This is a genomic window from Bacillus sp. FSL H8-0492 (assembly GCF_038006145.1).
GTDB classification, from domain to species: Bacteria; Bacillota; Bacilli; order Bacillales; family Bacillaceae_G; genus Bacillus_A; species Bacillus_A mycoides.
This window is the reverse complement of the sequence record NZ_JBBOUP010000001.1, coordinates 2384186-2408884: the sequence shown is the minus strand read 5'-3', so window position 1 is coordinate 2408884 and position 24699 is coordinate 2384186. Positions and strand designations below refer to the sequence as shown.

Sequence of the window (24699 nt, the reverse complement as noted above, 5' to 3'; positions counted from 1 at the left end):
TATCAAAATTTTAATATCTTGAAATATTCAAATTTACATGAATGTAATTTGATATTTCATTTTCTATTTCTTCCTATTTATATAAGTTGTAAGTATTACTACTTCTGCTAGGGAATTTCTAGGTTCGTATAGACTACACTGTTTATTTACTCTTTCTTTTGTTTGAAGTTTATAACTTTCACTCCACTTGGATTAATGTTATAAGTAATTGTTACAACATGAAGAGTCAATATTTTTAATAATATTTATGCTAGCTCGAATGACTGGAACTGATTTTTAAATATATTTCAAACAAATTGAAAAAAATACCACCCTAACGATATCTAAAGATGCTGGCTTTTACTGAGTATATATAGAATTTAAACATAGTAGAAAGTGAGAGAATAACTTATGACAACTCATATTGTACAATCAACCGACTATAATCAAGCATCTGATGCATTACGACGCGAAATTGCTGTAATGCTACAGCAGGTTTGGCCAGATTTCGATTCCACGCCTAAGGAAACAATTTCAGAAACTCACCTTAAAGAATTTAATGTACACTCATTTTATTCCTACATAGATGGAAAGTTAGTCAGCTATGCAGGTGTAGTGCGCAAAACTATCCATCATAATGGGCAAATATTTAATATAGCCGGCCTTAGTTGTGTAGCGACTGATCCTGATTATCATGGGCAAGGTTTAGGTTTACAAACAGTTGCTGCAGCTACTGAATGGATTGAAAAACAAAGCAATATAGATTTCGGTATATTCACATGTAAACCATCTTTAGCTCACTTTTATAATCGCGCTGGTTCCTGGCCTGTTTTACCGGATATAGTGCTTATTGGTAGAGAAGATGAAGATGCTTTATCTAGTGAATCCTTAGAAGTTGTTGTTTTAATGCGTTTGTTTTCAAAGAAAGCGAACTTCCATAAATCAATGTTGTGCCATACCACTATCAATCTTGATTTTCCAGTTGGCCAGTTTCTATAATACAGATAAACAAAAACCAATTTCCATACGTTAAGGACATTGGCTTTTTCTTTTTTATTTTGTTTCGCATATGCAATTCACATTAGCGGTTCTTTCCATACAGAACCGCTAATGCGGGATAAAAAAAGTTTCTCCCTAAGGGCGTTAAAACACGTACTCTTTAGGATAACCTCTAATAATTTATAAACTAAGAAAACATATTACTGAAACCCTGTTTTAATCCATTTTATTTTCAGCTGATATTTTAAAATACTTTGCAGATAATTTATAGGAACGATTCTCATAATAATAATCTCCTAATTTATAAGCTAATTCAGTAACCAAGCTATATTGCTGTTTTTCTATCCCCATCTCAATTGCTGTTTTCATATTCTTCTCATATCCATTATAATCTGCCCATATTTTAGATTTTTCCGCTCTAAATCCATATAGTTGAACATGGGCATACGGTACATCACAAATCGATAAAATTTCAAATGCCTCATCTATAAGTTTAGTTACTGTTTGCCAATCTTTTAATTCTATATAAATTTCTATTAAATTCCGAATTGTATATACCTTACCTTCTTTGTTTGGTAAATACTCACAAAGAATCAAGTTTTCCTCGTAACACTTTATTGCATTTTTATAATCTTTTAATGCTTGATAAATTTTCCCGTAATTATATTTCAAAAAACATAAATTTAATGGCTCATTTTCCACCTTCGATTCATTTTCTACTTGTTTTAAAGTTTCATATGCTTGTTCATACTGTTTATCTTTGTTATATTGCATCGCAAGAAGTATTAGCGCATAAATTTTATATTGTTCTATATTAAACTTTTCATATAATTTATATGCTTTTTTTGCATATATGCGACTAATACTTTGATCTTTATTAAGATTCTGACTTACTATACTTAGATTGTAATACGTATCTGCGTGTAACTCTGTCTCTTCTAGTTCCAGCATATTTTCTATCTTTTTGTAAACTTCATATGCTGTAAAATATTCACCTTTATTAGAAAAATAAAGACCTCGAGCTCTTAAGTAATAAATATAATCCTCAGTATCTTGCATTTCCACCTGACTTGGAATCATTTGCGAAGCTTGATCTACAAATAACTTCACATATAATAAGTTTTTATTTCGGACATGATAGTATATGATGACGCCATACGTCTTTAATAATAAAGGAATTGCGTCCACTTCACGAACGTATAATTCTAACAAAGATAATTCAGCTTCAGTTATAATTTTATCTTTTTTATATTTATTACATATTTCAAGAATAGTAAGCTTTATCTCCTCGTAATTGCCATCTATGAGAAAATCGCAATCAACACCCAGCTTCTTAGAAACTTGTTTTAAAAAAGAAGATGATGGTTTGATTTTCCCACTCTCAATTCTACTTAAATAGGTTACTGAGCATATTTCTGATACGAGCTCCCCCTGTGTCAATCCTTTATGCATACGAACTTGCCGAATACGTTCCCCTATTTCCATCTTTTTCTCTCCCTAATTAACCATTTCATGCTTTTTACTGATTAAGTCATTATGTATCTACATATTTTTCATACTAAATAAAATATACAATTTCGCAAATGTAAAAAAATGTATCATTCATTTTAATTTTACATTCATATTATGATTATTTCTAGATAGCTTGTTAAATTTAATGGTTTAAATTTAAGGTTTTTGCCCACTTTTTTCATACAATTTTACTACTTGTTATTAACAAGGACAGCGCCATATACTTGAATTACGATAAACTTAATGAAAAGGATTTAACTACATGTAAACTATCATTCTTAAAATAGATCGAACGGTTAATTACATTTACCTAGTACATGGAAGACATCTATTGTAAATGAAAATAAATTAAATGAGCTCAATAGATGAATTATCAATATCACATCCTAGAAATTAGTTTGTCGAATTATTTAGTAAATATGAAAGGATGACAAATATGATTGTAAAAACAAAAAAAGATTCAACACGAAAAATAGCAAGATATGTTGGAGGCGCTGCTACTCTTTTATTGCTAGCATCCTTCCTTTATCAGTGGAACAATGGTTTAGTAGTTGATGATACTGAAACATTTGGTTTCATACTAGCCTTCACTGGTTTCCTTTATACCTTCTTACCTATAAAACAAAGCACTAATAAATAGTAAATTCTATATTTTATTTAAAGAAAAAAGGATTGATCCAAAGATCAATCCTTTACTCTACTTCATTTAAGAAAAATAATGTTAACGCACCTGGTCCTGTATGCGCTCCGATTGCAGCTCCAATTGTATTTACGATAAATACTTCACAACCGAATCTTTCAGTAATTAATACTTTTAATGCTTCGGCAGTTTCTAAATCATCACCGTGAGTCATACCGATTGTTTGACCTTTAAGGTCTTTCCCACGCTCTTCCATAATATCAACAATTCGGCTTAATACTTTCTTTTTCCCTCGTACCTTTTCAAGTGGTACAAGTTTTCCTTCATCCACATTTAAGATTGGCTTAATGTTTAGCAAACCACCGATGAAACCGGCTACTTTACTTAAACGTCCACCTCTAACAAGGTACTGTAAGTCAGCTACAGTGAAGATATGCTCCATATGCTCCATTAGAAAAGCGACACGGTTTAATATTTCTTCTTTCGATGCGCCCTCTTTTGCCATTTTTGCAGCCTCTAATACGACAATACCCTGACCGAGTGAGGCACATTTTGTATCGATAATTTCTAAATCTAAATCAGTGTATGTTTCTTTCACTTCTTTTTTAATGAGAACTGACGATTGATATGTACCAGACAATTCAGATGAAAAAGCTAAATATATACAAGGGTTACCTTCTTTTGCATAGGAAACAAATTTTTCTTGGAATGTTTCAAGTGAAGGCAATGACGTTTTATAAACTGCGCCTTCTCTCATTTTTTGCAATAAAGTAACTGATTTTAATGTAACCCCATCTAAATACTCTGTTTCTGCTTCATCATATACACGGAGTGGAATTAAATCAATATCATATGCTTGCAGCAATTCTAACGGTAAATCCGCCGCACTATCCGTAATGATTTTAACACCCATTTTTAAACCTCTATTCTGTTATAAATATATAATAAATAAAATAAAAAATATTACTTTTAAATTATATACGTAAAACTAAAATGAAGAAAGGAAAAGACTTTATATTGTATGCACTATTATTCAAAACTTGAACTGCAAATAAAAATGATTTCATTTTAACCTCTTTTTACAAGTTATTACACTGTGTATAATGAGAATATTACATTTTTTCTGAGGGAGGATACATATGAGTATTCAACTAGCTACATCTAATGATTTAGAATGGGTTAATAATCATTATGAATCGATAGGATTTGTACCAAGTGATTTAACACAAGACACAGTTGCGATCATTACATACAACAACGAGTATGCAGGTGTTGGACGTTTAGTCCAAATAGATGAAAATACTATTGAAATGGGTGGGATTTTTATTCTCCCTAAATTCAGGGGTCTACAATTAGCTGGGGAACTCGTATCATTTTTAGTACAAACTGCGAAAAAATTACAAATACAAAATGTGTATTGTCTTCCTTTCGAGGAACTAGAAAACTTTTATAAAAAATATGGCTATACTGAAGTCGATACTACGAAAGAAGTTGTCCACCCAATTATTCTAAAAAAATATAATTGGTGTTTGGAAAATTACGATAAACATGTTTTACTATTTAAATTGTGAGTTTTGTAAAAAAGGAGTCAATGCACTTTGTATTACACATCAGATTATACAAGCAATTATCTGTGAATTAGCTTCTTTATTCAAACAACATTTACGCCACATTTTATACCCGTTTTTAATAAGTGTTAGCAAGTTCGTTGACAAACTTGTTAGCACCTTTTTAAAACTTAAACCTGAAGAAATTCATACAATTAAGTAACTATCCTAGCTAGCAATAATATCGTCCTTCATAAATATTAAAATGAATTCATTGAGGATAAACCGTTTGGAGGATATTCTATAGCACTGAATGATTTACAAAAGATTACGCATTAATACGCTACGAATAAAAATAATGAGCTAATCAAGGGAATATAATCATTTTTATGTAATTCGCACTTGTACTTCCTGTTCTTGTATCACTTGAATGATTAATTCCAATACAATATTTTGTACTAACTGATACACATTGTCATGAAATGTACTTTGTTCTGATATGTATTCAATACATTGATATATATATCCTTCTACCAATAAGCTCCCTTTTTCAACTGTAAATTTATTTTGTCCATTCTTTTTTACTTTTGGTACTAAAAATTCGGTTTTTGTCAAAATAATCTCCTGTTCCACCTCTTTTATTCCTATCACTTTTTCTGTAAATACCACTTTTTCTCGTAAACTAATTTCACCTTTATATCTTCCTATTTCTATTGGTAGTCTGGCTGTTATATAATTACTTACTTCTCCCCCATTTTCACTCTCTAATATTATGCTGTGAATAGGAATCCATGAAGATGTCTCTACCTTATTCTCTTCATTATTCCCTTTAACTTTTTGATTATATAATTCAACAAGCACTCTCTTTTCATGAAGATTTAAAGAAACTAATTTACAATAAGCCTCCGAATGATACTGTTGCACTGTAGTTAATAACTTAGAATCTAATTCACGCCCCTCCGCATCTTTTTCATTTCGAAATACAAATGCATCTTGATTTTTCACATTTATTTTTGGAAATACTTTAAAGCTAGACACTTCTGAAATAATAGAAAATGGCGTTTTCACTACCATTGAATGCACTGAAGTCTCTATTTTTGATCCTAAACCTATACTTTCTCTCTTTGATTCAGTTTCTTCACTTTTTTTCTCTGATTCATTTGCTACTTCTACTTTCTCTAATCCAATCACTTTATTTTCTTTTGCTGGTTCAGTCTCTTCACTTTCTTTGTTTGATTCAATTGCTATTTCTTCTTTCTCTAATTCTCTTTCTTCATATTCTTTTACTGATTCAATTTTCACCTCTTCTTCCTCTAATCCAATCGCTTTATTTTCTTTTGTTAATCCAGTTTTTTCACTCTCTTTCTCTATTCCAATTACTTTATCTTCTTTTTTTGACTCTGTTTCTTTACTTTCTTTCTCTATTCCCATTGCTTTATCTTCTTTTTTCGACTCTGTTTCTTTACTTTCTTTCTCTATCCCCATTGCTTTATCTTCTTTTTTTGACTCTGTTTCTTTACTTTCTTTCTCTATTCCCATTGCTTTATCTTCTTTTTTTGACTCTGTTTCTTTACTTTCCTTTTTTTCTCTTATTTCGCGCGAATCATCTTGAACATTCAGCATTTTCCATTTGTAAACTTTGTTCCATATTTCCTTACCAACCCATGGCTTATTCATCACCATCCCCCCATCTGATGAAATTCATAAAAATATGCTTTTTGTACGCGACCATTCCATCATTATATATGTTTTATAATAATAAAAAAGACATTGTCTTTTTATTAAAGACAATGCTTTTTTAGTCTTATACTTGTACTTGTTGTACTTGTAAAACTTTTAAAGTAAGATCTAGTACAATTTTTTCACGAAGAGTTCCAAATGGCTCGTTTAATTCTGTTGGACAAGGTGAAAAGTCTAATTCGAAAAATTGTGCGCTTACTAATTCACAATATGGTTGTTCATTATAAAAAACTGTATTTTCGAAGAAGTATTTGTCTAAACGTGGTAAATCACCATTTTTAGGATTAATAAAGTGAGATGTAGTATCTGAGGAAGAAGCTACTACAGCTTGTGATAGAAAATCAGCTGCTGTTAAATCTGCAAAACCAGAAAATGGAACATTTGCAATACGATCATATAGCACTCCATTACACTCATCATTTGCATATTCAATATTTTTACGAATATATCCTTGTACAAATAATTTTGCTCTTGTAACTCGGCGGTAATTTGTACCTGGTACTGGAGTAAATGCTACAGGAACTAACTTACATTGTGTTAAAAATACATTTTTTAACACACGTTTAATCTCAGTTGCTGGAGGATCTAATGAAATATCAGATTCTACAACAATTTGAATTGTTCTTTCTGCTAATACAACTGGTATTTTTACAATCGGTGTTCCTGGAGTAAGAATTGGTGTTGCAGCTGCATCACTTAATGGCGTTTGAGTTTGTCCATCTACCTGACATGGTACATTAATTGGGCATTGTTCGCTCATATTTTATAATCTCCTTTATACAATATTTTGGAGTTTTTTAACTCTCTATACTGTATATGTATCTCTTCTATTAATGCGTGGGTTTGTATAATAGTTACTTTCATCATTTACAAAAAAATAGCAAATTTATTGTTAGTTAAACACACATAACTTAATATATTAAGCCTTTATGATTATCTACCTATATAAAAAGAGAATTTCTGAACCCTCATCGTGGAAGTAGGAACTGATGTGTTAATTATATTCACTAGTAATAGAAGAAAAATCAATATTAGTATCACTCTACTGTTGAAAAAAATAAAAACCGACTAAAAAAAGTCGGTTTTTATACCCAAATTCTTGCGGAATCCCTTCATCCTTATCATTAATATCATTGTTTTATTCTAAAATTTATCAACTCTTCTTAGGAAACCAATCTTGTCGTCATTCTTTTCCCTTAATTTCATTTATTAACATCTCTTTTAATACCTTTTTATCTTTGGATAGTTTAGTTTTTGTTTGCAATTATAAAAAATAAGACTACTAAACGTTAATTTACTAGTCTTATGACGTTGTACAATCCGTACACGCTCCCGTTCATTCACTTATTATTTACAAAATAAGTATCATATGCCTTATCAAAAACATACCCTAGCTTTTCTGCTAATTTGACAGAAGTACTATTCGCTGCGTCCCAGTTTGGATACCTCCCCTTTTCTAAACAATCCAATATTAAGGTCGCACAAACTACAGTTGCCAATCCCTTTCTTCTATGATCAAGATCAGTAGCAACTTCAATTTCAATACCATCATTATAAATACTATATGATGATGCACCGCATACGACTTCTCCATTATACAAAATGCTATAACCTATACCTCGATTTACATAATCATCTATTGATCGAAATTGACTTGTAAAATCTTCAGAAACGTTGTGTAATGTTGGATTATTTGCGATATGCTCATCTATTTTTCTTAATTCATATCCTTTTGGAAGTGCAGTTATAAAAGATTGTAATTTTGAGCGATTAAACACTTCTGCATTTCTTTTAAATTTATATCGTAAAAACCTATCTATTTTTCTTTCATGGAATGTTTCTAAACGCTTTTTCCATTGATCACTATTTACGATTACTAAAATTCTTTCAGGGATGTTACGTAATAACTCTTCTGTCTCTTTTGCATTTGGATCCCCAGCGTAAAATGTGAAAATCCCTACCGTAATTTGCGCTACTGTCGGGTTTTCAAGATCGTTCACCCAGGCATTGCCCATATGTCCTTGTAAATAAGAAAGTAGAACAACATTATTAAAATCCTCGAACATAGAAACTAATTTTTTTCTTGTATGTATTTTTGCCTCATATATCATTTACATTCCCGCTTTCTTTAAAATCAACTAGACTCAACATTTTCATGAGTTAACTTTTATTAGTATTCTTATACACACTTATTTATTATCTAAGTAAATGTCTATGAAACTCAACTCTCAAATATCAAATGATTATAAATTATACGTAAATTCAATTTTATTATAACATCTAATTTCATTGAAATGATTTACCAATCAAGAATTGCTATTTTCAGATTCATTTTAGTCCTCATATCTCATTTTCTATTTACAGGTAAAAACATTATTATTCACAAATAATAGATAGCATTAGGAGCATACCACATAACTATCCACTCAATTAATACATTGTTTCCCAAAACGAAAAATTTGTAATTCCTCAATATGAAAATACACACATCCCGATATTCTAATGAAAACTATTTGTTGATAAATTTTTGCATGTATACCAAATCAAGATAAATAACTGTAAGATTGATTTGTAAATAAGCTTATTAAGGGGGATTATAAAATGTCTGATTTGTATTCTCGTCTTTCAAAAAGTGATGCCGCGGTTCTTCTAGTGGATCATCAAACAGGTCTTATTTCCAGTCTAGTGCGTGACTATGGTGTTGATGAATTCAAGAATAATGTTTTAGCTCTTGCGAATACCGCTAAGTTTTTTGATTTACCTGTTATTTTAACAACTAGCTTCGAAGACGGTCCTAATGGTCCACTCATGCAGCAATTAATCGAACTATTTCCAAATGCGCCTAAAATAGCGCGTCCTGGACAAATTAACGCGTGGGACAATGATGAATTTGTAAAAGCTATTGAAGCAACGGGTAAAAAACAGTTAATTATCGCAGGTGTCGTTACTGATGTTTGTGTTGCGTTCCCAGCTCTATCAGCTATAAATGCAGGGTATGAGGTATTTGTTGTAACGGATGCATCTGGAACTTTTAGTAAACAAGTTGCTGATGCCGCTCTTATGCGTATGGCTCATGGAGGGGTGCAACTAATGAACTGGTTTAGCGTTGCAGCAGAATTACAGCGTGACTGGCGAAATGATGTTGAAGGTTTCGGAGCTTTACTTGCTAAGCATCTTCCAAGTTATCAAAATATCATCGGAAGCTATATGGGAGCTCAAAAAGAATTTAGTAAATAAATTAATTCTTGATTAAACTTGATATCAATTTTGAATAACTATGTAAACTCAATAAAAACTACCAATAGCTATTTTACATAATTAAGAAAAGGGCTGCTTTAATAGCCCTTTTCTTAATTGCTTTACCAATATTGTATGTTCCACCGACACTATATTATAAAGAGGGTTCATCAACATAAATACTTTATATCTCCTTCTTAGAAATGAAGGATTCTGTTCCACCGTTTTTAAAGATTTTAGTTAACTTAATAATTGACTTGTACGTATTATTGTCATCCACTATCATTTTTTTCAGCTCTTCTATTTCGGCATTACTAGTTCCACTCTCTATTTTTAAACAGTTCGAAATGGAAAGATATCCGCTTGATGCTAAAATAATAATATAAGTAACATCAGGGAAATTAATAAATAGCAATCCGTAGTTCAAAGGATTCCCAGCTGGATGCGATAAAAGCAATCGGAAATCTAGTAGTTCAGGCACTTGAACAAAATCTTTAGAAACAATCGCTTCACCTACTATTGTAATTTGCTTTACTACATTCCCAAGTTCATCTGTAAATTCAATACATCTAGGCGCATCAATTGTTTTTGCTTGTAGAGATAAATTCAATTCAGAATTATAAAAGTCGAAAAAGAGTGTACTTCCCTCCGTTAGACACTGTGGACAAACATTTCCAAGGAGACTAAAATCCTCTTCAATAAATTTAACTTTCGTTTTACAACTACAAACTTTCCCTATTCGAATCGCATCAATTTTTGAACAATCTACAAATATTACCTCATCGTCTTCTTGTACAAATGACACGATACCTTTCATCTTGTTAAATGAAAGGAAATAAGATACAACGATTTCGTTTCCAGCTATTACGATACTCTCAACCTTTGTAAAAGATTCTAGACTTTGTAAAAATTCACATATACTAGTTTGACAACATTGACAATTTCGTTTCGGCTCGCAATCCACTTACATTCAATCCCTTCCCTATATGTTTTTATCTAATACACATAATATGAGCGGGATATATGAAAAGCTTGGACAATATAATTTTAACGTAAGGATATAATTAGTTACGCCTAACATCAATATGGAAATTACACCAATAATAAGTAATAACACATAATTTTTACTATAAATACATATAACAATTTCATCTTTCAATGAAAAAGCGTTATAATGAGATGCAGCCTCTAAGATTACGTAATAAAGGAGATTAAAACAATGACTAAAATTAAAGTATATCAAGCAAAAGAAGAAAATATGGAAGCAGTAAAAAACATCATTGATGTTGAGGAACAAAACCCAACTGCTGAGAACTTACAAAATCTATATACATGTGTATTAGATACTGAAGATATGGCATTACCTGAATCATACGTTGAAGAAGATATCTTAATTGATTCTATGGAAGTTATGGTTAACGCTTCTCAAAGCAAGCTAAGAGACCTAGGTACATATGATGTAATCGAAGTTCAAAACAAAGGTAAGAAAACACAAATTTTATTATTAGCAGACGAAGAATACGAAATTATCGAAGGCTAATTCGACTCCGTACATACGAAAAAGCTCCTTTCAAAATTGAGAGGAGCTTTTTCTTTACGCTTTTGATGTTTCACTTTTCACCTTGTTTTGTTCTTTTTTATATACCATGCGCTCATTTCCCATAAAGAAAACGAATACGAACGCTAAACTTGCGGGGACTAACGCCCACATAAATGTCTGAACGATTGAACTAGAGAGAGCTTCAATAATTTTATCTAATATTTGCGGCGGAATTTGAGATCTTGCCGATTCTGATAGAATAGCTCTTGAATCTCCTAAAGCGTTTGTATTCATTCCTCCGCTCATACCTTTAAACGATTCTTCTAATTGATCCTGGAAACCAGTTCTTTGAATCATCCCGAAGATTGTAATACCAAGTGTCATACCTAATGAACGAATGAAGTTACTCGTTGAAGTCGCAGAACCACGTTGCTCCATACCGAAGTTATGAATAGCAGCCATACTTAGTACAGAGAATGAGAAACCAACTCCAAAACCTATAATAACCATATAAATTGTTAATAATATACGACTTGTTTCTGGCGTTAATGTACTTAATAAGAATAATCCGATTAGCATAATTACAGCAGAAATAATCATAATGTTTCGGTAGCTAAGTTTCGATGTTAAAAATCCACCTAACTGCGCTGTAACTACTGATCCTAACATCATTGGTAATAACAATAATCCTGAGTTTGTTGCCGTACCACCGTATACACCTTGAATAAATAACGGAATGTACACAGTTGCTGACATAAATGCCGCCCCGTAACATAAGGCAATAATTGTACTCATTCCGAATAGACGTTGTTTAAACATCTCAAATGAAATGATTGGTTCTTCTACTTTTCGTTCAATAACAATAAAAGCAATTACTAAAATAGCGAATCCAGCAAATAAACTTAAAATAAAGCTAGAATCCCAATCATACTTTTGTCCGCCTAATTCTAAGGCGAACATTAAACAAACTACTGCACCAACTAAAGTAATTGCGCCAAACCAATCAATCTTTTGTTCTCTATGAACTCGTGACTCTTTATAAAATAATGTAATAAAAATAAGTGCTAAAATTCCAAGTGGTAAGTTAATATAAAACACCCAGTGCCAGCTAATATAATCCGTAATATATGCGCCAAGTAATGGCCCGAAAATACTTGATAAACCAAATACTGCTCCGAATAAACCACCCATTTTCCCGCGCTTTTCTGGAGGGAAAATATCAAAAACGATAGTAAATGCGATCGGCACTAGTGCCCCGCCGCCAATACCTTGAATGGCACGATAAATACCTAACTGTGTAATATTTTCAGCAGTACCACAAAGTGCCGAACCAATCATAAAGACGATTAAACCGAAAATAAAGAATCTCTTTCTACCATACATATCTGATAGTTTACCGAAAATCGGCATACCTGCCATTTCTGCAACCATATAGGCAGAAACAACCCATACAAAGTTTTCAAGACCTCCTAAATCACCAACGATTGTTCCCATCGCTGTTACGACAATGGTATTATCCATTGATGCCATTAAGATACCTAGCAATAAACCGGCAACAACGAAGCCGATTTTATTATTCTTCTCAACCATATTTCTTGCTCTCCCTCATACTACTTATATTTGTTTATGTTCTTTTACGACTGCATTACCTTTCTGGTGAAAACTAGTATGATATTCTACTACACTAATTTCACAGCCAGGGCCAATTATAACATGATTTCCTCTTACTACGTCTGCTATTGTATGTTCTAAATAAATATCATCCCCCTCAATAATTGATGTTTGAAGGCTTCCTGTATGACTTGTAAAAGGAATAAAGCTCGTTTTTTTACGCACTGTAATCTTTTTGCCACCGATTTCTCTCACTTTACTTCCTTCATAACGAAGTGAGATTTCAATATTTTCAGCATTAAGCAAACCATTACTTTCAAGACCACCAGTTAGTAATAATTCCTCTACTTCTATATCTCCCTTCACATTTAAAGCGCCTTTCACATCTACGAAATCACCTGAGAACTTTCCTTTAACTTCAATCATACCTCTTACTTTTGTTTTTTCTATATGAGCATCACCATGCATTTGTGTATTGCCATATACTTTTATACATTCCGCATCTACGTCTCCTTGTACTTCACTATCTCCATACACGACATAATTTTTCGCTTTCATATTGCCACGTACTTCACTCGTACCATACGTTTTAAAATCATTACAACTCATATGATTAGAGATTGTTCCTTCGCCGCGAATCTTCACTTTATTATAATCTCCACCTGCCGAGCTACCTGATCCATTTACAGTAAGACTATGTTGATTTTCCATATCGATTGCTCCCTTCCTTTAAACCTGCTTAATTTCTTTCACACTTGCGTTTTTATCAACATTAAGTACACCTGTATATTCAATACGATCAATCTCACAGTTCGGTCCTACTGTAACATTGTTTCCTCTTACTGTTTTAATGTGAGCATAATCAATATCGATATTGTCACCTTCTAACAATTCAGCCTCTAACTGCAGGCCAAATACTGTTTTAAAAAGTTTACTAAAAGTACTCAATCTATGCCTTACTTTAATTGTTTGACCGCCAATTTCTTTCGCTCTACATGTACCGTGAATATTAATATTAATTTCATCTGCGCTTAATAAACCACCTACCGTAAACTGTCCCTCTGAAGAAAAAACATCAACCTCGCAATTACCATCAATCGTCGCTTGGCCATTGATTTTAAATTCTTCACCGGTGACATTTCCACCTATCGTACCTTTTCCCGCAATTTTTAAAGTGGTCGCCTTTACATCTTGTGTAATTGTCCCTTTCCCATCGATTCGCATCATTTCTGTGCTAACTGTACCATCAACTTTACCCGATCCGCTAATTCTTGCATTACTACTTTTCAAATCACCAGTAACTGCACCGTAACCATTACATTCAAATTGCTCACATTCAACGTTTCCATTAACAGTTCCTTTTCCGTTTAGCTGTACTTTGTGAAACTCACCGCCATTCGATGTACCGTAACCGTTTATAATTAAATTTTCTGTACGCATGATTTCTCCTCCACTACAACAGTTTAGTTTTTAATGCTTCGGTATATTTCGTAATCGCTTCACGTAAAACAATTTTTGTTCCCTTTTCACAAATTAAATCATCCACATTTGAAACTAAGAAACATGTAGAAATCCCTAACTTTCGAACGATAATTACGTCACAATTTTTATGCTTAATCGCTTCGTAATTTTCACTTAATACTTGTAAGACCATTTTCCCCTCTTCTAAACTAACGTCTCCTGATTGAAGAAGTTCTTCTAACATATACACGTAAAGAATATCTGCAAATTGAAACTCTGCCGTTTTATTCGTTTGTTCTATAAAAAATTGTAAGACTGGTTCTGATGCAATACCCTTACGTAACAAATCATCTTTTGTTAAATGAATTTCTGTCACGCTCGGTGAAAACATATTTGCTAATTCATCAAGTGATAAATCCTCTTTCATCGTTTGGATTTTATCAATACGTTCTAATATCTTTTCTTTCGGAAAAAATGTTTCCTGACCTGTGAACGTTGACTTCCGTACAAACCAATCTTCCGGTATTAAATTTTTTCTCTTCCACCTATATAACTGTCCGTATGAAATACCAGTTAGTTCTAATAAATCTTTTTTTGAAATTAAATCTGTACTCAACTGTATAACACTCCTTCCTGATAACAATGTAACATAACACTGTTACGATGTAAATGGACTTTTATAATAAGTAGCGTAACAACGCGTAAAACAAACCTCCCTTTTATACAAAAAAAGGTTCTTACACATTTCATTAAAATGCATAAGAACCTTTATATATCAAGCTTTAAACCATATATCATAATAATCAATCCAGCCTTGTGAATTAATCATTATATTTTGTATTTTTTCGTGTGAACTTACTCGCTGCTTATTACGATATAAAGGAATGATATGTATTTCACGTAACAGTGTGTCCTCAATATCGCGTAACAGTGTCACCCGTTTCTCTAATTGATTTTCTGTAAAATAAGGCTGCAATACTTCGTTAAAATTTATATTGCTATGCTGATGAATAAAGCTGTTTTTTGTAAGAAACATATATAGTAAACTATCTTCTATCCGTTCGCTAATTGTCGCACTATCGTGCATTATATCAGCCTTTTGTATCGTACTCATTTGTAATAACTCTTCTTGTTCAAGAAACTCAATATCTATTTTAATTCCGTATTTTGCACATTCTTTTTGTATCCAATTCGCATCTTCAACGTGATCTTGCCCTGTAAATGTAGATAGTCGCAGTGTTTCATTACCGTAAGAGCTGCATTTAATAAGTGTATGTATATCCCTGTTAATTTGAATTGTACCGTTCTTTTTGAGTACTAATTCATCCGCTACTTCTACGCGCTCTCCCTGTAATTCTTCAACAATTTTATTACCATAAATAATTTTATATAAAGCTCTCCGAAACATCACATTTTGCATAGGTCCTTCTTTTGCAGCATTTAACGTAATGTAAGTTACATTCGACTCAAGTCTAGATACTTCTTTATGATGGTTTTCTATATTTTTATAACGTGCTTTCGCTAATATATCGCACGTATTAACTCTGTGCTCTACATTCCATAATTCAATTCGATCGAGAAATGGTCGCTCGCGAAAATATAAATCATTTGCTTCTAATACGAATACATCCTCATTCTTTTCACATAATCGAAACGGTCCAGTACCGATTAACCTTCCATCTCCATCTTCATTTACAATAGAACACTGTTCTGTACTTAAAGCATGTAAAAACAGCTTATTATCTGTAGATAAACGAATCTGCACAATGTAGTCATCAAGAATATGTAAACTTTCAACGTGCTGTAACATCCACGCATGCGGATTATTTTTCGCTTTCAAGAATCGTTTAAATGTATGTACAACGTCATAAGCAGTAAATTCTTTCCTGTTATGAAACTGAACACCTTTTCGTAAGTAGAAGGTCCATATATATTTCTGGTTATCATATTCCCAATAAAACGCAAGTCTTGGCTCTACACTGTTTGTATTTCCGTCTATATACACTAACGTGTCGTATATATGTTTTACCATATGACATTCCGAACGCATCGTAGCGTATACAGGATCTAATGCAATATCTAGATTCATTTGAACTTGCAAACGTAGTACATCTCTTCTCCCTTTAGATGTCCTTTCGACTCGATACCCGAATATCGAATCTATCCAAGTTTGAAATTGAATTTGAAGCGATGGAAAATATGAGCTATACCTTTCAATAAATGCACTCCCGTTTTTTACATCCCCTTGTTTCGTTATTTCTTTTCCTCTTTCTAAAATTAAAGAAAGTGGATGTTTTTGAAATAACAACTTTGAACGATTTCCTCTCCCTCGGCCTGGAAACCACATAATCCAATTAAATTCTTCTAATTTTTTTATTATTAATTTACTATTTCGCTCTGTACAAAATAAAGTTTCAGATATATTTTGTATTGTTATTTCTAATTGTTCTCCCTCGGCTCTCCCATTTCCATACTGGAGCCACAGGTGCATATATTGCTCCAAAATAATCATAAAACGCCCCCTAAAAGATGAAAAATCTTCCTCTTTTATTCTACCCTTTTTCATTTCTGGCTTCCATCTTATCATTTCAATATAGAAAGGAGGAAATAAAAATGAAGTATCTTTTAAAACGTTATAATAAGCCTATTCTCATTCGATTGTTCGGTGAATTGTTAGTCCGAACGACTGAAGCGATGTTAGCTATCATTTTTATTGTTCACGTTAATAAAGCGTTAAATGGTAATGTCATCGTTACAATGCTTCTTTTCGGATTACAGCCTCTCGCTGATATTGTGTTTACATTAATCGCTGGGGGTGTAACAGATAAATACGGCCGAAAGAAAATAATGTTACTCGGATTACTTTTACAAGCTTTTGCCGTAAGCGGATTCGCTTTTGCTGAATCGGTCGCCTTTTTCGCCTTATTGTATGTAGCAAATGGTATTGGACGCTCTTTATATATTCCGGCACAGCGAGCACAAATCGCTGACTTAACGAAGGAAGAACAACAGGCAGAAATATTTGCTGTTCTGCATACTACGGGAGCAATCGGCTCTGTAATTGGCCCATTAATCGGCGCCTTTTTTTATACTAGTCACCCTGAGTATTTATTTATTTTGCAAGGTGTAGCCCTTACGCTATATGCTATTCTCGTTTGGACGCAGCTTCCTGAAACAGCTCCACTCATGAAAAACGTTAATAAAACTAAAGAAGTATATTCGCCAAAACAATTTATTTCAAAGCATTACGCTGTGTTTGGACTTATGGTTTCTACGCTACCGATTAGTTTTTTCTACGCCCAAACCGAATCAAATTATCGTATATTCGCCGAAAGTGTATTTCCAAATTTTCTATTTGTACTCGTGTTTATCTCAACTTGTAAAGCTGTCATGGAAGTGATTCTCCAAATTTCCCTTGTGAAATGGTCTGAACAGTTTTCTATGCCTAAAATCATTGTTATTTCCTATACTTGCTATACGTTAGCTGCGATTGGCTACGCTTATTCCACAACAATATGGTCATTATTCTTCACATTGCTCTTTTTAGTAATTGGGCAAAGTATAGCTTTGAATCACTTACTACGATTCGTTTCACAAATCGCTCCAAGTCATAGACGCGGATTATATTTTTCTATATACGGTATACATTGGGATATTTCAAGAACTTGTGGGCCTTTTGTAGGTGCATTGTTATTAAGTAAATTAAGCGGTAGTACTCTATTTTATATTTGTGCCTTCTTATTAATAATCGGTGGTATCATTCAAGCTTTTTTTGTTCAATCGTTAGAAAGAAACAAAAAAAAAGAGCTGTCCCTATAGGAACAGCTCTTCATTTAACCTGCCATTTTATTAATACTATCCTCCGGTGAGAACACAGAAATATGATGTACTTTACCAGTCGATTTTGGAATTACGAATTTCAATTCAAACTGGTCATTTACTTTATAAACATAAATTTTATCATTACCATTTTCTTTAACAGACGCTGGTTTTCCTAAAGCCTTTTCGATTTCTTGTAACGTAATCGATTTGAGCTCTGAATGGTAAGAGCGTACGTCAAAGACTTGTGATCCTTTATTAAAGCCAAATGCTACATTTTTACTTGTAAAAGTTGCATATATCCCGTTGCCTGCTTGATCAGTTTTATCTGCTTTTCCCCACTTTTTTTCTATTTCCTCGATGTCACCTGTATGCGCCGCATATGGAACATTAGGTACTTTACCTACTTTCGCTTGCTCAAATAAATCTTTTACATGGTTAATTGATTTTTGATTAAGCACTGTATTTTTCGTATTAGACTCCGTTGAAGGTTTTACCGAATCATGACCTTTTGGTTTTTCCACAGGTTCTTTCTCTTTTTTGGGAGCAGTCTCTTCATTCTTTTTACCCGTTTCTGAAGTATCACTCTTTTTTTCCGTACTATTTTCTGATGTTGAATTAGTTTGCTTCTTTTCCTCAGCGTTAGTACATGCGGTTAAAGCCGCTACACACGTTAAAGTTAGAAAAAATATAAGTACTTTCATATATACTTTCATCATTTTCAGCCTCCCTCTTCAACATATTCACTTTTGTAACCATTCCATTACACTACTCTTTAAATTATTTTTAGTCCAAAAAGTAAGTGCTTCGCTTTCCCCGAAAGTATTCACAATATACTCCATATACGATGTTCCTAAAAAATAACCGAGTCGGTTGCATCCGAAATAAGTCCCTCCTGATAAACGGAACCATTCTTTTTCTTTTTCATCTGTCCACCCTTTAACATAATCTTGTAAAAAATGTTTCTTAATATGATCTTTATGTTCTTCATAGCAATACAACCAATCGTCACCATCATTATCATATGAATAATAGACTGATTTACTTAATCCTTTAGCTATTCTTTGCGATAAATATGTCGCGACTCCCTCACGATATAAACTAACCGCTGCATCAGTCCATTGTGCTTTAGTCCAATCCATTCCACTCTCTTGCAATACGAAATTATGATATATATGACCAATTTCATGAGCAACGATAACACGAAGATGCTCCCTTTCAGGAGATAATTTTTCTGCCGAAAGAAATATATCCCCAATAATATCTCTTTCTACAAATGCATTGGAGCCAAACCCACCTACAAATAGATGAAAAGTCAAATCTATATTAAAACCAAATTGAATGTGACACTCCTCACTAATTTCTTGAATAATAGATGGTAAAGTTTCCGAAATAATATGGATGTCTTTTAGTTTTTTAGGATATTTTTTAATTGCACTAGAAAGACGGTCTTCCGTCTTAGGACAATGATAATTAAAATACTCTTCAAATGCTTCTGGATACATATCATAATATTTGTCCAAGTCATGTAATCCTATATCATCGCTTTCCAAAAGCTTCAAAAAGCTTGGAATTGTATTGTTAATCATCTTATTCATCTCCTTGTATACACCTTCTCTCCATACTCGCTATATCCTTTTTGTAACTTGAATTAAACTGCTACAAAATCTCCTTTAAATGCAAAAAACCAGCAGAAAGTGAATACTCATTCTCTGCTGGTTTAATGTTTTGTTCCTTCTGAATCTTATTCAAATCATTTGTCATGATCAGAAATCCATTAAGATTAACTATTTATATAATTAAAAAAGCTGTCCTATTAAAGGACAGCCTCAATTATGTATTTTATACTTCGATAGATTTACCGTCTTCAACGATATGGTAAAGTAAGTGCGCTAAATGATGAATTGGACCATTTTCTTCCTCTTCTTCATTTGTCTCACCTTGGAATTCAAGATCATTTAAGTATAGTGCTAAAAATTGATAGAACAATTTCAAATCAAATCCGTAGCAAGCACTTGGTTCTTCATGATCTCCTTCATATTGTAACATTAAGTATTGCTCGTTTCCTTCTGTATCTTCAGCATCAAAGAATACGAAGAAACCAACGTTTGTATCTAAATCAAATAGATGACGAGTACCTTTTTCTGTTGCTTTCTCGAAGTCCTCTTCACTTAATTTATGTACTGTTGTTGCCTTTGCATTATCCTCTTGATGAAAATTTACTGTAAATGATTTCAATGCTGACACCTCCTGATTGTATAACAGTAGCATAACAGATTAGACAACATAATACAAAGGGACTGCTTACAAATGTAAACAGTCCCCTGTATTCATTTCCGCATTGCACGGAATATAAAGCTTACGATGAAAATCAAAACAATCGCGCCTATTAAAGCCGGAACAATCGCATATCCGCCTATAACAGGTCCGAATTTACCAAGTAACGCTGTACCAAGCCAAGAACCGACAATACCTGCAATAATATTACCGATTACACCGCCAGGTACATCCTTCCCAGTAATTAAACTTGCAAACCATCCTAATATACCACCAACGATTAAAGACCAAATCATATCATTTCCTCCTTTATAATTGACCAATAAAAATTATAATCAGAAACAATTGCTTACCATTAGTTATGTTACATTTTTCGTAAGTTATTCGTCTTATGAAAATCATTCAAATCTGCTCACCCTTTTAAGGACAATCTGGCTTCAATATTGTTCTCATAAATTCGTCTTTAAACGCTTGATAATTAAATTCAACGGCAATTTTTTGTATAGGACGATTATCAAACGTCGTTGGCTCAGCTATTTTTCTAAAATCTGCAACACTTTGACCTCTCGTTACATCATTCGTCGTACTAATCCAAACTGCTGATTTTTTATATTCAAAAATATCATCATTTATAAATGAAATGAACGGAAGTAAATCGTGAATCGGACTCCCAGCAATACCTGGATATTCTTTTTTGTAAAAGTTCTCGTAATAAAAATCGATCATTGGCTTTATGAGTTTCGCCTGCCCTGTTCCTTCTTTATCAATAATATCGACCATTTCAGGGGTAATAAGAGCACGCTGCGTTACATTTAACGGATATATTGTAGCATTCTGCGCATATTTCATAACGATATTCGCGGCAATTGGATCGCCGTAAAAATTAGCTTCTGATACAGGTGTAACGTTTCCCGGAAATAGAAAAGCACCGCCCATTATATAATAAGAACATACTCGATTCATTAAATTGGGGTACAATAAAAATAATGTTGCAAGTGTTGTTAATCGTCCCGTCGCCACTATAATAATATCTTCTGGACAAGGCTCAATTAATTTAATCAATTCACAAAAATTTTCTCTGTCACAAATTCTCATTTTCGGTGGAATAATTGGACCTAAACCGTGATCTCCATGAATTTCAGGGAAAAACAAAGGTTCTTCAGCTGTCATTGGTCTACTGGCACCTTCAATAATCTTCACTTTTGTAGCATAGTATCTTTCTAAAAAATAAACATTTTCCGTAACAATTTCTCTTGATACATTTCCATACTCTGCAACGATACCGATAATATCTAATTTGCATGTTTTATTCGCATAAATTAACGTTACTGCATCATCAATACCAAAATCTCCGAAAAAGATTATTTTTTTATTAACTTTCCTCACCCCTCTCCAGCATAATCTACTATTATTATTATGCGAAAAAGACAAGGCGGTGAAACAGAGATAATTAAAAAAGCCGCCTATTTATTGGCGACTTCAATCTTTTTATAAGATAAATATGCTAGTACACTTTTGCTTGAATCATATTTCGGATTATTCCCTTTTCTCGGTTCTCTCATATGTGTTTTTTCAAACCCAGGAATGTCAGGCATTTTCTCTAAAAATTCAAGCATCTCTTCCTCAGTTCCCTCAATACGTACACGAATCATTATTACTATTCCTCAATTCTCATTTTCTCTGTACTAAGTATATCGTACATCAGAAAGACTGCAAGAAATTTATCTTTTTAATGTTGAACTTTTTTTACATACGAACAGTGCCATTTCAGTATAAAACGATTCTATTTTATTGTTTCCAAATTGAATTTTGAAAAATTCTTGCATTTCATTTGATGTTTTCATCATACACTCTGTTAACTTTACACGTTTTTGCATAGGAACATCCATCATATCGCACCACCAATCAAAATCGAACTTCTTGTCAAAAGTATGACATGACTGCATTTGCAAACCATGTTTTTCTAATAAAGTAATCCATTCTGTTTTTTTCAAAGCTCGTTCATGGCTTGGATCTCTCTTCTTTTCGATAAAGTTATAAAATGTATCAAACTCATTATTTTCTGGTGAAACGTTATCAATTAATATAAATAACCCATTATCTTCTAACGTTCGATTTACTTCAAAAATAAATTGCAAAGGATCAACAAAGTGATGTGCTGCAATTCGGCATGTAATTGTATCAAAGGAATCATCAGCAAATGGTAACCTTTCTGCATGTCCTGCTACAAATGATACATTTTCATGTCCGTTCCCTTCTATAAAACCTTTTGCTTTTTCTAACATTTTTTCTGTTAAATCAAGAGCGACTACCTCTTTGAACATTGGGGCTAACAAATTAGCAACATGTCCACCACCAGTAGCAATATCAAGAAGACGAGTATTATGACGAGTTTCAACTTGCTGAACTACATATTGTAAATCCAGTCCTTTTGCATGAATTTTACTTTTCACATACTTCTCTGCATTACTACCAAATTGTTGTTTCACAAGTTCTTCTTTACTCACTTTTATCATCTTCTTTCTATAAAGTATTATATTTAATTTATAAGTTCTCTTTATATAATTTCAAATCCTCTTTTAGTTTAGTCTCGTCTCTTGTACTAGAGACCTTCTATCAAAAAATTTAACTCTTTTATTTTTAAGCACAAAACAAAAAAGGTTATGGGGAATTATCCCACAACCCCACAAAGTATCTCTTAAATTTGAGGATCTTCTTACACGTCTAATCCCCCTGTAACTTCACAATAACTTCTACTTCGCTATTAGTAGCCTCTCTTGCATGCAATCCATATTGGTCCATGCCAATCCATATCCACCCAGGACTATCATAAAGAATATCTATGTTGAAATGCTTCAACTTAGTAAGCTCTGACCTAATAAATTTATCCCTACTAGCGATTTCCTTATCAAGCAAGCCATATTCTTTCCCATTTTCAAATAGCGCTATCATCTTTCCTGCAAGTGGATGTATACGAACTATAAAGTGATATTCTTTTTCATTTATATTCGCTACAATCGTATTAGAATCAGGTACATCACATCTAGAATTCGGCATATTCATATCGGTCAGCTCCTTTATTGATTTCATTAATATCGTAACATGTTAACATTTAGATATTATTAATATAATGTAAAAAATATAAAAGCTGACTTCCCTTTAGAAATCAGCTTTTACACATTGTTTATCTTTAAACCTTTTTACAAATTTTATAATGTTTCTTTCTCTTCATCATTTCCGGAAACTAAATCTCCTAAAACATCCACCGTAACTTCAACTACAAATTCACAAATCCCTGCTACAACTTCTCCAATTACTTCCTCCATCTTTCTACCCCCTTGTTTTATGGAACCTATTTGTAGTATAGAAGATACTGGTTAATTTTAACTATCGGCAAAGGTGACAAAAACATTACAGATTTGTAAGCTATTTCAATGTTTTTTTGAATTTATACTTCTCCCCTTTGAAACTTTAAGTATTATTAACAACCAGATAGGTCATCATAATATAAAGTATTTAAGAATCCTAATTTAAAGGAGGCGTGTAAAATATACTACGTAAAACTAATTAAAGGTCAATCTTTCTATGCTTTTGATCAACGATTCTTAGTGTCTCATGAAGAAGAGGTTTCGGAAAAAATTTTTAATTACTTACGCCGGAATGAATTCTTCGAAGTACGTAAAGAAGAATATTCTGCCTAAAGTATGAAAAGCATCAAAAAATGACTCTCATAATTGGGGTTTTTCTTGATGCTTTTATATTATCTCCCTTTATTCAACATTACTCCTCAATTCTCTTAAAATCTTATAGTATATGTCCAAGCTAATTCATCGTTACTTTCATATTTTAGTATATGAGGAGATGACGAACATGACTCATATCATTGATTACCAAGCTACTCAACCAATAAATAAAACAGGTGAAACAACTTTTGTAATTCCTCATTCCCCAAACAAAGCAATTCTAGCAAATATTAAATTAAAAATTTCAAGAAGCGATTCACGTAATAATCGAGTAGAATTAATCGCTACAGTTGGAGTTAAAGGTATAACTGATATATCACAAATATTATTTAGAATTTTCCGTGACAACACTGAAATTTTCAACACACAAGTAGGTATTGAATCTACAGATTCAGAGCAATTCTACGCTCAAACATTTCAAGCTATTGATAAAGATGTAAGCTGCGGGACTCACGAATATTCATTAACTGTGGAAAATCTAACAAATGCTGCAAGTGCAGACGTTGTTGGCTCTCTATCTTTTAGTGGTTTAGCTATTGGACAAGATCATAAGTGTTGCTAAAGGAATCTATTGTTTGATGTTGCATTTGAGAA

27 protein-coding genes and 1 pseudogene are annotated in these 24699 nt (G+C 32.7%); 8 read left to right on the top strand and 20 right to left on the bottom strand.

What is annotated here, in order from left to right:
* Window positions 1-146: 146 nt before the first annotated feature.
* Window positions 147-221, bottom strand: a pseudogene (locus MHH66_RS28595) (DUF3888 domain-containing protein); the annotation flags it as partial.
* A gap of 169 nt (window positions 222-390) precedes the next feature.
* Here MHH66_RS28595 and MHH66_RS12380 point away from each other — a divergent pair.
* Window positions 391-978, top strand: coding sequence for a GNAT family N-acetyltransferase (locus MHH66_RS12380; RefSeq protein WP_002189896.1), 588 nt, complete (start codon window positions 391-393; stop codon window positions 976-978).
* A gap of 216 nt (window positions 979-1194) precedes the next feature.
* On the opposite strand, the gene MHH66_RS12375 is transcribed toward MHH66_RS12380, so the two are convergent.
* Entirely contained in the window at window positions 1195-2463 is a 1269-nt protein-coding gene (locus tag MHH66_RS12375; protein WP_002189897.1) for a helix-turn-helix domain-containing protein, read from the bottom strand.
* 463 nt (window positions 2464-2926) lie between these two features.
* Here MHH66_RS12375 and MHH66_RS12370 point away from each other — a divergent pair, with 463 nt between their 5' ends.
* Window positions 2927-3130, top strand: a complete 204-nt coding sequence (locus MHH66_RS12370) for a hypothetical protein (RefSeq protein ID WP_078184985.1) — start codon at window positions 2927-2929, stop codon at window positions 3128-3130.
* Between the two features lie 52 nt (window positions 3131-3182).
* On the opposite strand, the gene MHH66_RS12365 is transcribed toward MHH66_RS12370, so the two are convergent.
* On the bottom strand, window positions 3183-4043 hold the full coding sequence (locus MHH66_RS12365) for a DegV family protein (protein ID WP_078184984.1): 861 nt from the start codon (window positions 4041-4043) through the stop codon (window positions 3183-3185).
* Between the two features lie 226 nt (window positions 4044-4269).
* Here MHH66_RS12365 and MHH66_RS12360 point away from each other — a divergent pair, with 226 nt between their 5' ends.
* Entirely contained in the window at window positions 4270-4701 is a 432-nt protein-coding gene (locus MHH66_RS12360; RefSeq protein ID WP_012261114.1) for a GNAT family N-acetyltransferase, read from the top strand.
* A 363-nt stretch (window positions 4702-5064) separates the two neighbouring features.
* On the opposite strand, the gene MHH66_RS12355 is transcribed toward MHH66_RS12360, so the two are convergent.
* The 3 genes from MHH66_RS12355 to MHH66_RS12345 all read right to left on the bottom strand — a co-directional run bounded on the left by MHH66_RS12355 (window position 5065) and on the right by MHH66_RS12345 (window position 8528).
* Window positions 5065-6354: a BC_2427 family protein gene (locus tag MHH66_RS12355; protein WP_197236017.1), complete on the bottom strand. Its 1290-nt coding sequence runs from the start codon at window positions 6352-6354 to the stop codon at window positions 5065-5067.
* 127 nt (window positions 6355-6481) lie between these two features.
* Entirely contained in the window at window positions 6482-7177 is a 696-nt protein-coding gene (locus tag MHH66_RS12350; protein ID WP_002013348.1) for a CsxC family protein, read from the bottom strand.
* A 580-nt stretch (window positions 7178-7757) separates the two neighbouring features.
* Complete coding sequence (locus tag MHH66_RS12345) at window positions 7758-8528, bottom strand: GNAT family N-acetyltransferase (RefSeq protein ID WP_078184983.1); 771 nt, start codon at window positions 8526-8528, stop codon at window positions 7758-7760.
* Between the two features lie 490 nt (window positions 8529-9018).
* On the opposite strand from MHH66_RS12345, the gene ycaC reads away from it, so the two are divergent.
* On the top strand, window positions 9019-9654 hold the full coding sequence (gene ycaC / locus MHH66_RS12340) for an isochorismate family cysteine hydrolase YcaC (protein ID WP_002013351.1): 636 nt from the start codon (window positions 9019-9021) through the stop codon (window positions 9652-9654).
* A 184-nt stretch (window positions 9655-9838) separates the two neighbouring features.
* On the opposite strand, the gene MHH66_RS12335 is transcribed toward ycaC, so the two are convergent.
* Window positions 9839-10618, bottom strand: coding sequence for a BC_2878 family exosporium-associated protein (locus MHH66_RS12335; RefSeq protein ID WP_078184982.1), 780 nt, complete (start codon window positions 10616-10618; stop codon window positions 9839-9841).
* Window positions 10619-10873: 255 nt separating this feature from the next.
* Here MHH66_RS12335 and MHH66_RS12330 point away from each other — a divergent pair, with 255 nt between their 5' ends.
* On the top strand, window positions 10874-11194 hold the full coding sequence (locus tag MHH66_RS12330; RefSeq protein ID WP_078184981.1) for a hypothetical protein: 321 nt from the start codon (window positions 10874-10876) through the stop codon (window positions 11192-11194).
* A 54-nt stretch (window positions 11195-11248) separates the two neighbouring features.
* Here the strand turns inward: MHH66_RS12330 and MHH66_RS12325 are convergent, their stop codons facing one another.
* From MHH66_RS12325 to MHH66_RS12305, 5 genes are all read right to left on the bottom strand, one after another.
* Window positions 11249-12784 carry an MDR family MFS transporter gene (locus tag MHH66_RS12325; RefSeq protein ID WP_078184980.1) on the bottom strand — a complete coding sequence of 512 codons (1536 nt, stop codon included), beginning with the start codon at window positions 12782-12784 and terminating at the stop codon, window positions 11249-11251.
* A gap of 24 nt (window positions 12785-12808) precedes the next feature.
* Window positions 12809-13516, bottom strand: coding sequence for a cytoplasmic protein (locus MHH66_RS12320; protein ID WP_078184979.1), 708 nt, complete (start codon window positions 13514-13516; stop codon window positions 12809-12811).
* 18 nt (window positions 13517-13534) lie between these two features.
* Window positions 13535-14245 (bottom strand): polymer-forming cytoskeletal protein, encoded by a 711-nt coding sequence (locus MHH66_RS12315; RefSeq protein WP_078184978.1) that lies wholly within the window; start codon window positions 14243-14245, stop codon window positions 13535-13537.
* Between the two features lie 13 nt (window positions 14246-14258).
* The gene (locus MHH66_RS12310; protein ID WP_078184977.1) at window positions 14259-14882 is read right to left on the bottom strand and encodes a YhbD family protein; all 624 of its coding nucleotides are present in this window, start codon (window positions 14880-14882) and stop codon (window positions 14259-14261) included.
* A gap of 159 nt (window positions 14883-15041) precedes the next feature.
* Window positions 15042-16853 carry an SgrR family transcriptional regulator gene (locus MHH66_RS12305; RefSeq protein WP_234803733.1) on the bottom strand — a complete coding sequence of 604 codons (1812 nt, stop codon included), beginning with the start codon at window positions 16851-16853 and terminating at the stop codon, window positions 15042-15044.
* 26 nt (window positions 16854-16879) lie between these two features.
* Between MHH66_RS12305 and MHH66_RS12300 the strand changes: the two genes are divergently transcribed.
* Window positions 16880-18085, top strand: coding sequence for an MDR family MFS transporter (locus tag MHH66_RS12300; protein WP_078184975.1), 1206 nt, complete (start codon window positions 16880-16882; stop codon window positions 18083-18085).
* Window positions 18086-18099: 14 nt separating this feature from the next.
* Here the strand turns inward: MHH66_RS12300 and MHH66_RS12295 are convergent, their stop codons facing one another.
* From MHH66_RS12295 to MHH66_RS12260, 8 genes are all read right to left on the bottom strand, one after another.
* Entirely contained in the window at window positions 18100-18804 is a 705-nt protein-coding gene (locus tag MHH66_RS12295) for a YjgB family protein (protein ID WP_078184974.1), read from the bottom strand.
* A gap of 24 nt (window positions 18805-18828) precedes the next feature.
* Window positions 18829-19674, bottom strand: coding sequence for a DUF5700 domain-containing putative Zn-dependent protease (locus MHH66_RS12290; RefSeq protein WP_078184973.1), 846 nt, complete (start codon window positions 19672-19674; stop codon window positions 18829-18831).
* A 253-nt stretch (window positions 19675-19927) separates the two neighbouring features.
* Window positions 19928-20323 (bottom strand): hypothetical protein, encoded by a 396-nt coding sequence (locus MHH66_RS12285; protein WP_002084959.1) that lies wholly within the window; start codon window positions 20321-20323, stop codon window positions 19928-19930.
* Between the two features lie 92 nt (window positions 20324-20415).
* Window positions 20416-20658, bottom strand: coding sequence for a GlsB/YeaQ/YmgE family stress response membrane protein (locus MHH66_RS12280; protein ID WP_002013368.1), 243 nt, complete (start codon window positions 20656-20658; stop codon window positions 20416-20418).
* 124 nt (window positions 20659-20782) lie between these two features.
* Entirely contained in the window at window positions 20783-21748 is a 966-nt protein-coding gene (locus tag MHH66_RS12275; RefSeq protein ID WP_002013369.1) for a nucleoside hydrolase, read from the bottom strand.
* 77 nt (window positions 21749-21825) lie between these two features.
* Window positions 21826-22014, bottom strand: a complete 189-nt coding sequence (locus MHH66_RS12270; RefSeq protein WP_002013371.1) for a DUF3970 family protein — start codon at window positions 22012-22014, stop codon at window positions 21826-21828.
* Between the two features lie 69 nt (window positions 22015-22083).
* Complete coding sequence (locus MHH66_RS12265; RefSeq protein WP_002192837.1) at window positions 22084-22869, bottom strand: class I SAM-dependent methyltransferase; 786 nt, start codon at window positions 22867-22869, stop codon at window positions 22084-22086.
* Between the two features lie 217 nt (window positions 22870-23086).
* Window positions 23087-23425, bottom strand: a complete 339-nt coding sequence (locus MHH66_RS12260) for a hypothetical protein (RefSeq protein WP_002127815.1) — start codon at window positions 23423-23425, stop codon at window positions 23087-23089.
* A gap of 485 nt (window positions 23426-23910) precedes the next feature.
* Between MHH66_RS12260 and MHH66_RS12255 the strand changes: the two genes are divergently transcribed.
* Both MHH66_RS12255 and exsC read left to right on the top strand, forming a co-directional pair.
* Window positions 23911-24063 carry a YqbF domain-containing protein gene (locus MHH66_RS12255; protein WP_078179002.1) on the top strand — a complete coding sequence of 51 codons (153 nt, stop codon included), beginning with the start codon at window positions 23911-23913 and terminating at the stop codon, window positions 24061-24063.
* A 169-nt stretch (window positions 24064-24232) separates the two neighbouring features.
* On the top strand, window positions 24233-24667 hold the full coding sequence (exsC, locus tag MHH66_RS12250; protein WP_078184972.1) for an exosporium protein ExsC: 435 nt from the start codon (window positions 24233-24235) through the stop codon (window positions 24665-24667).
* The last annotated feature ends 32 nt before the right edge of the window (window positions 24668-24699 follow it).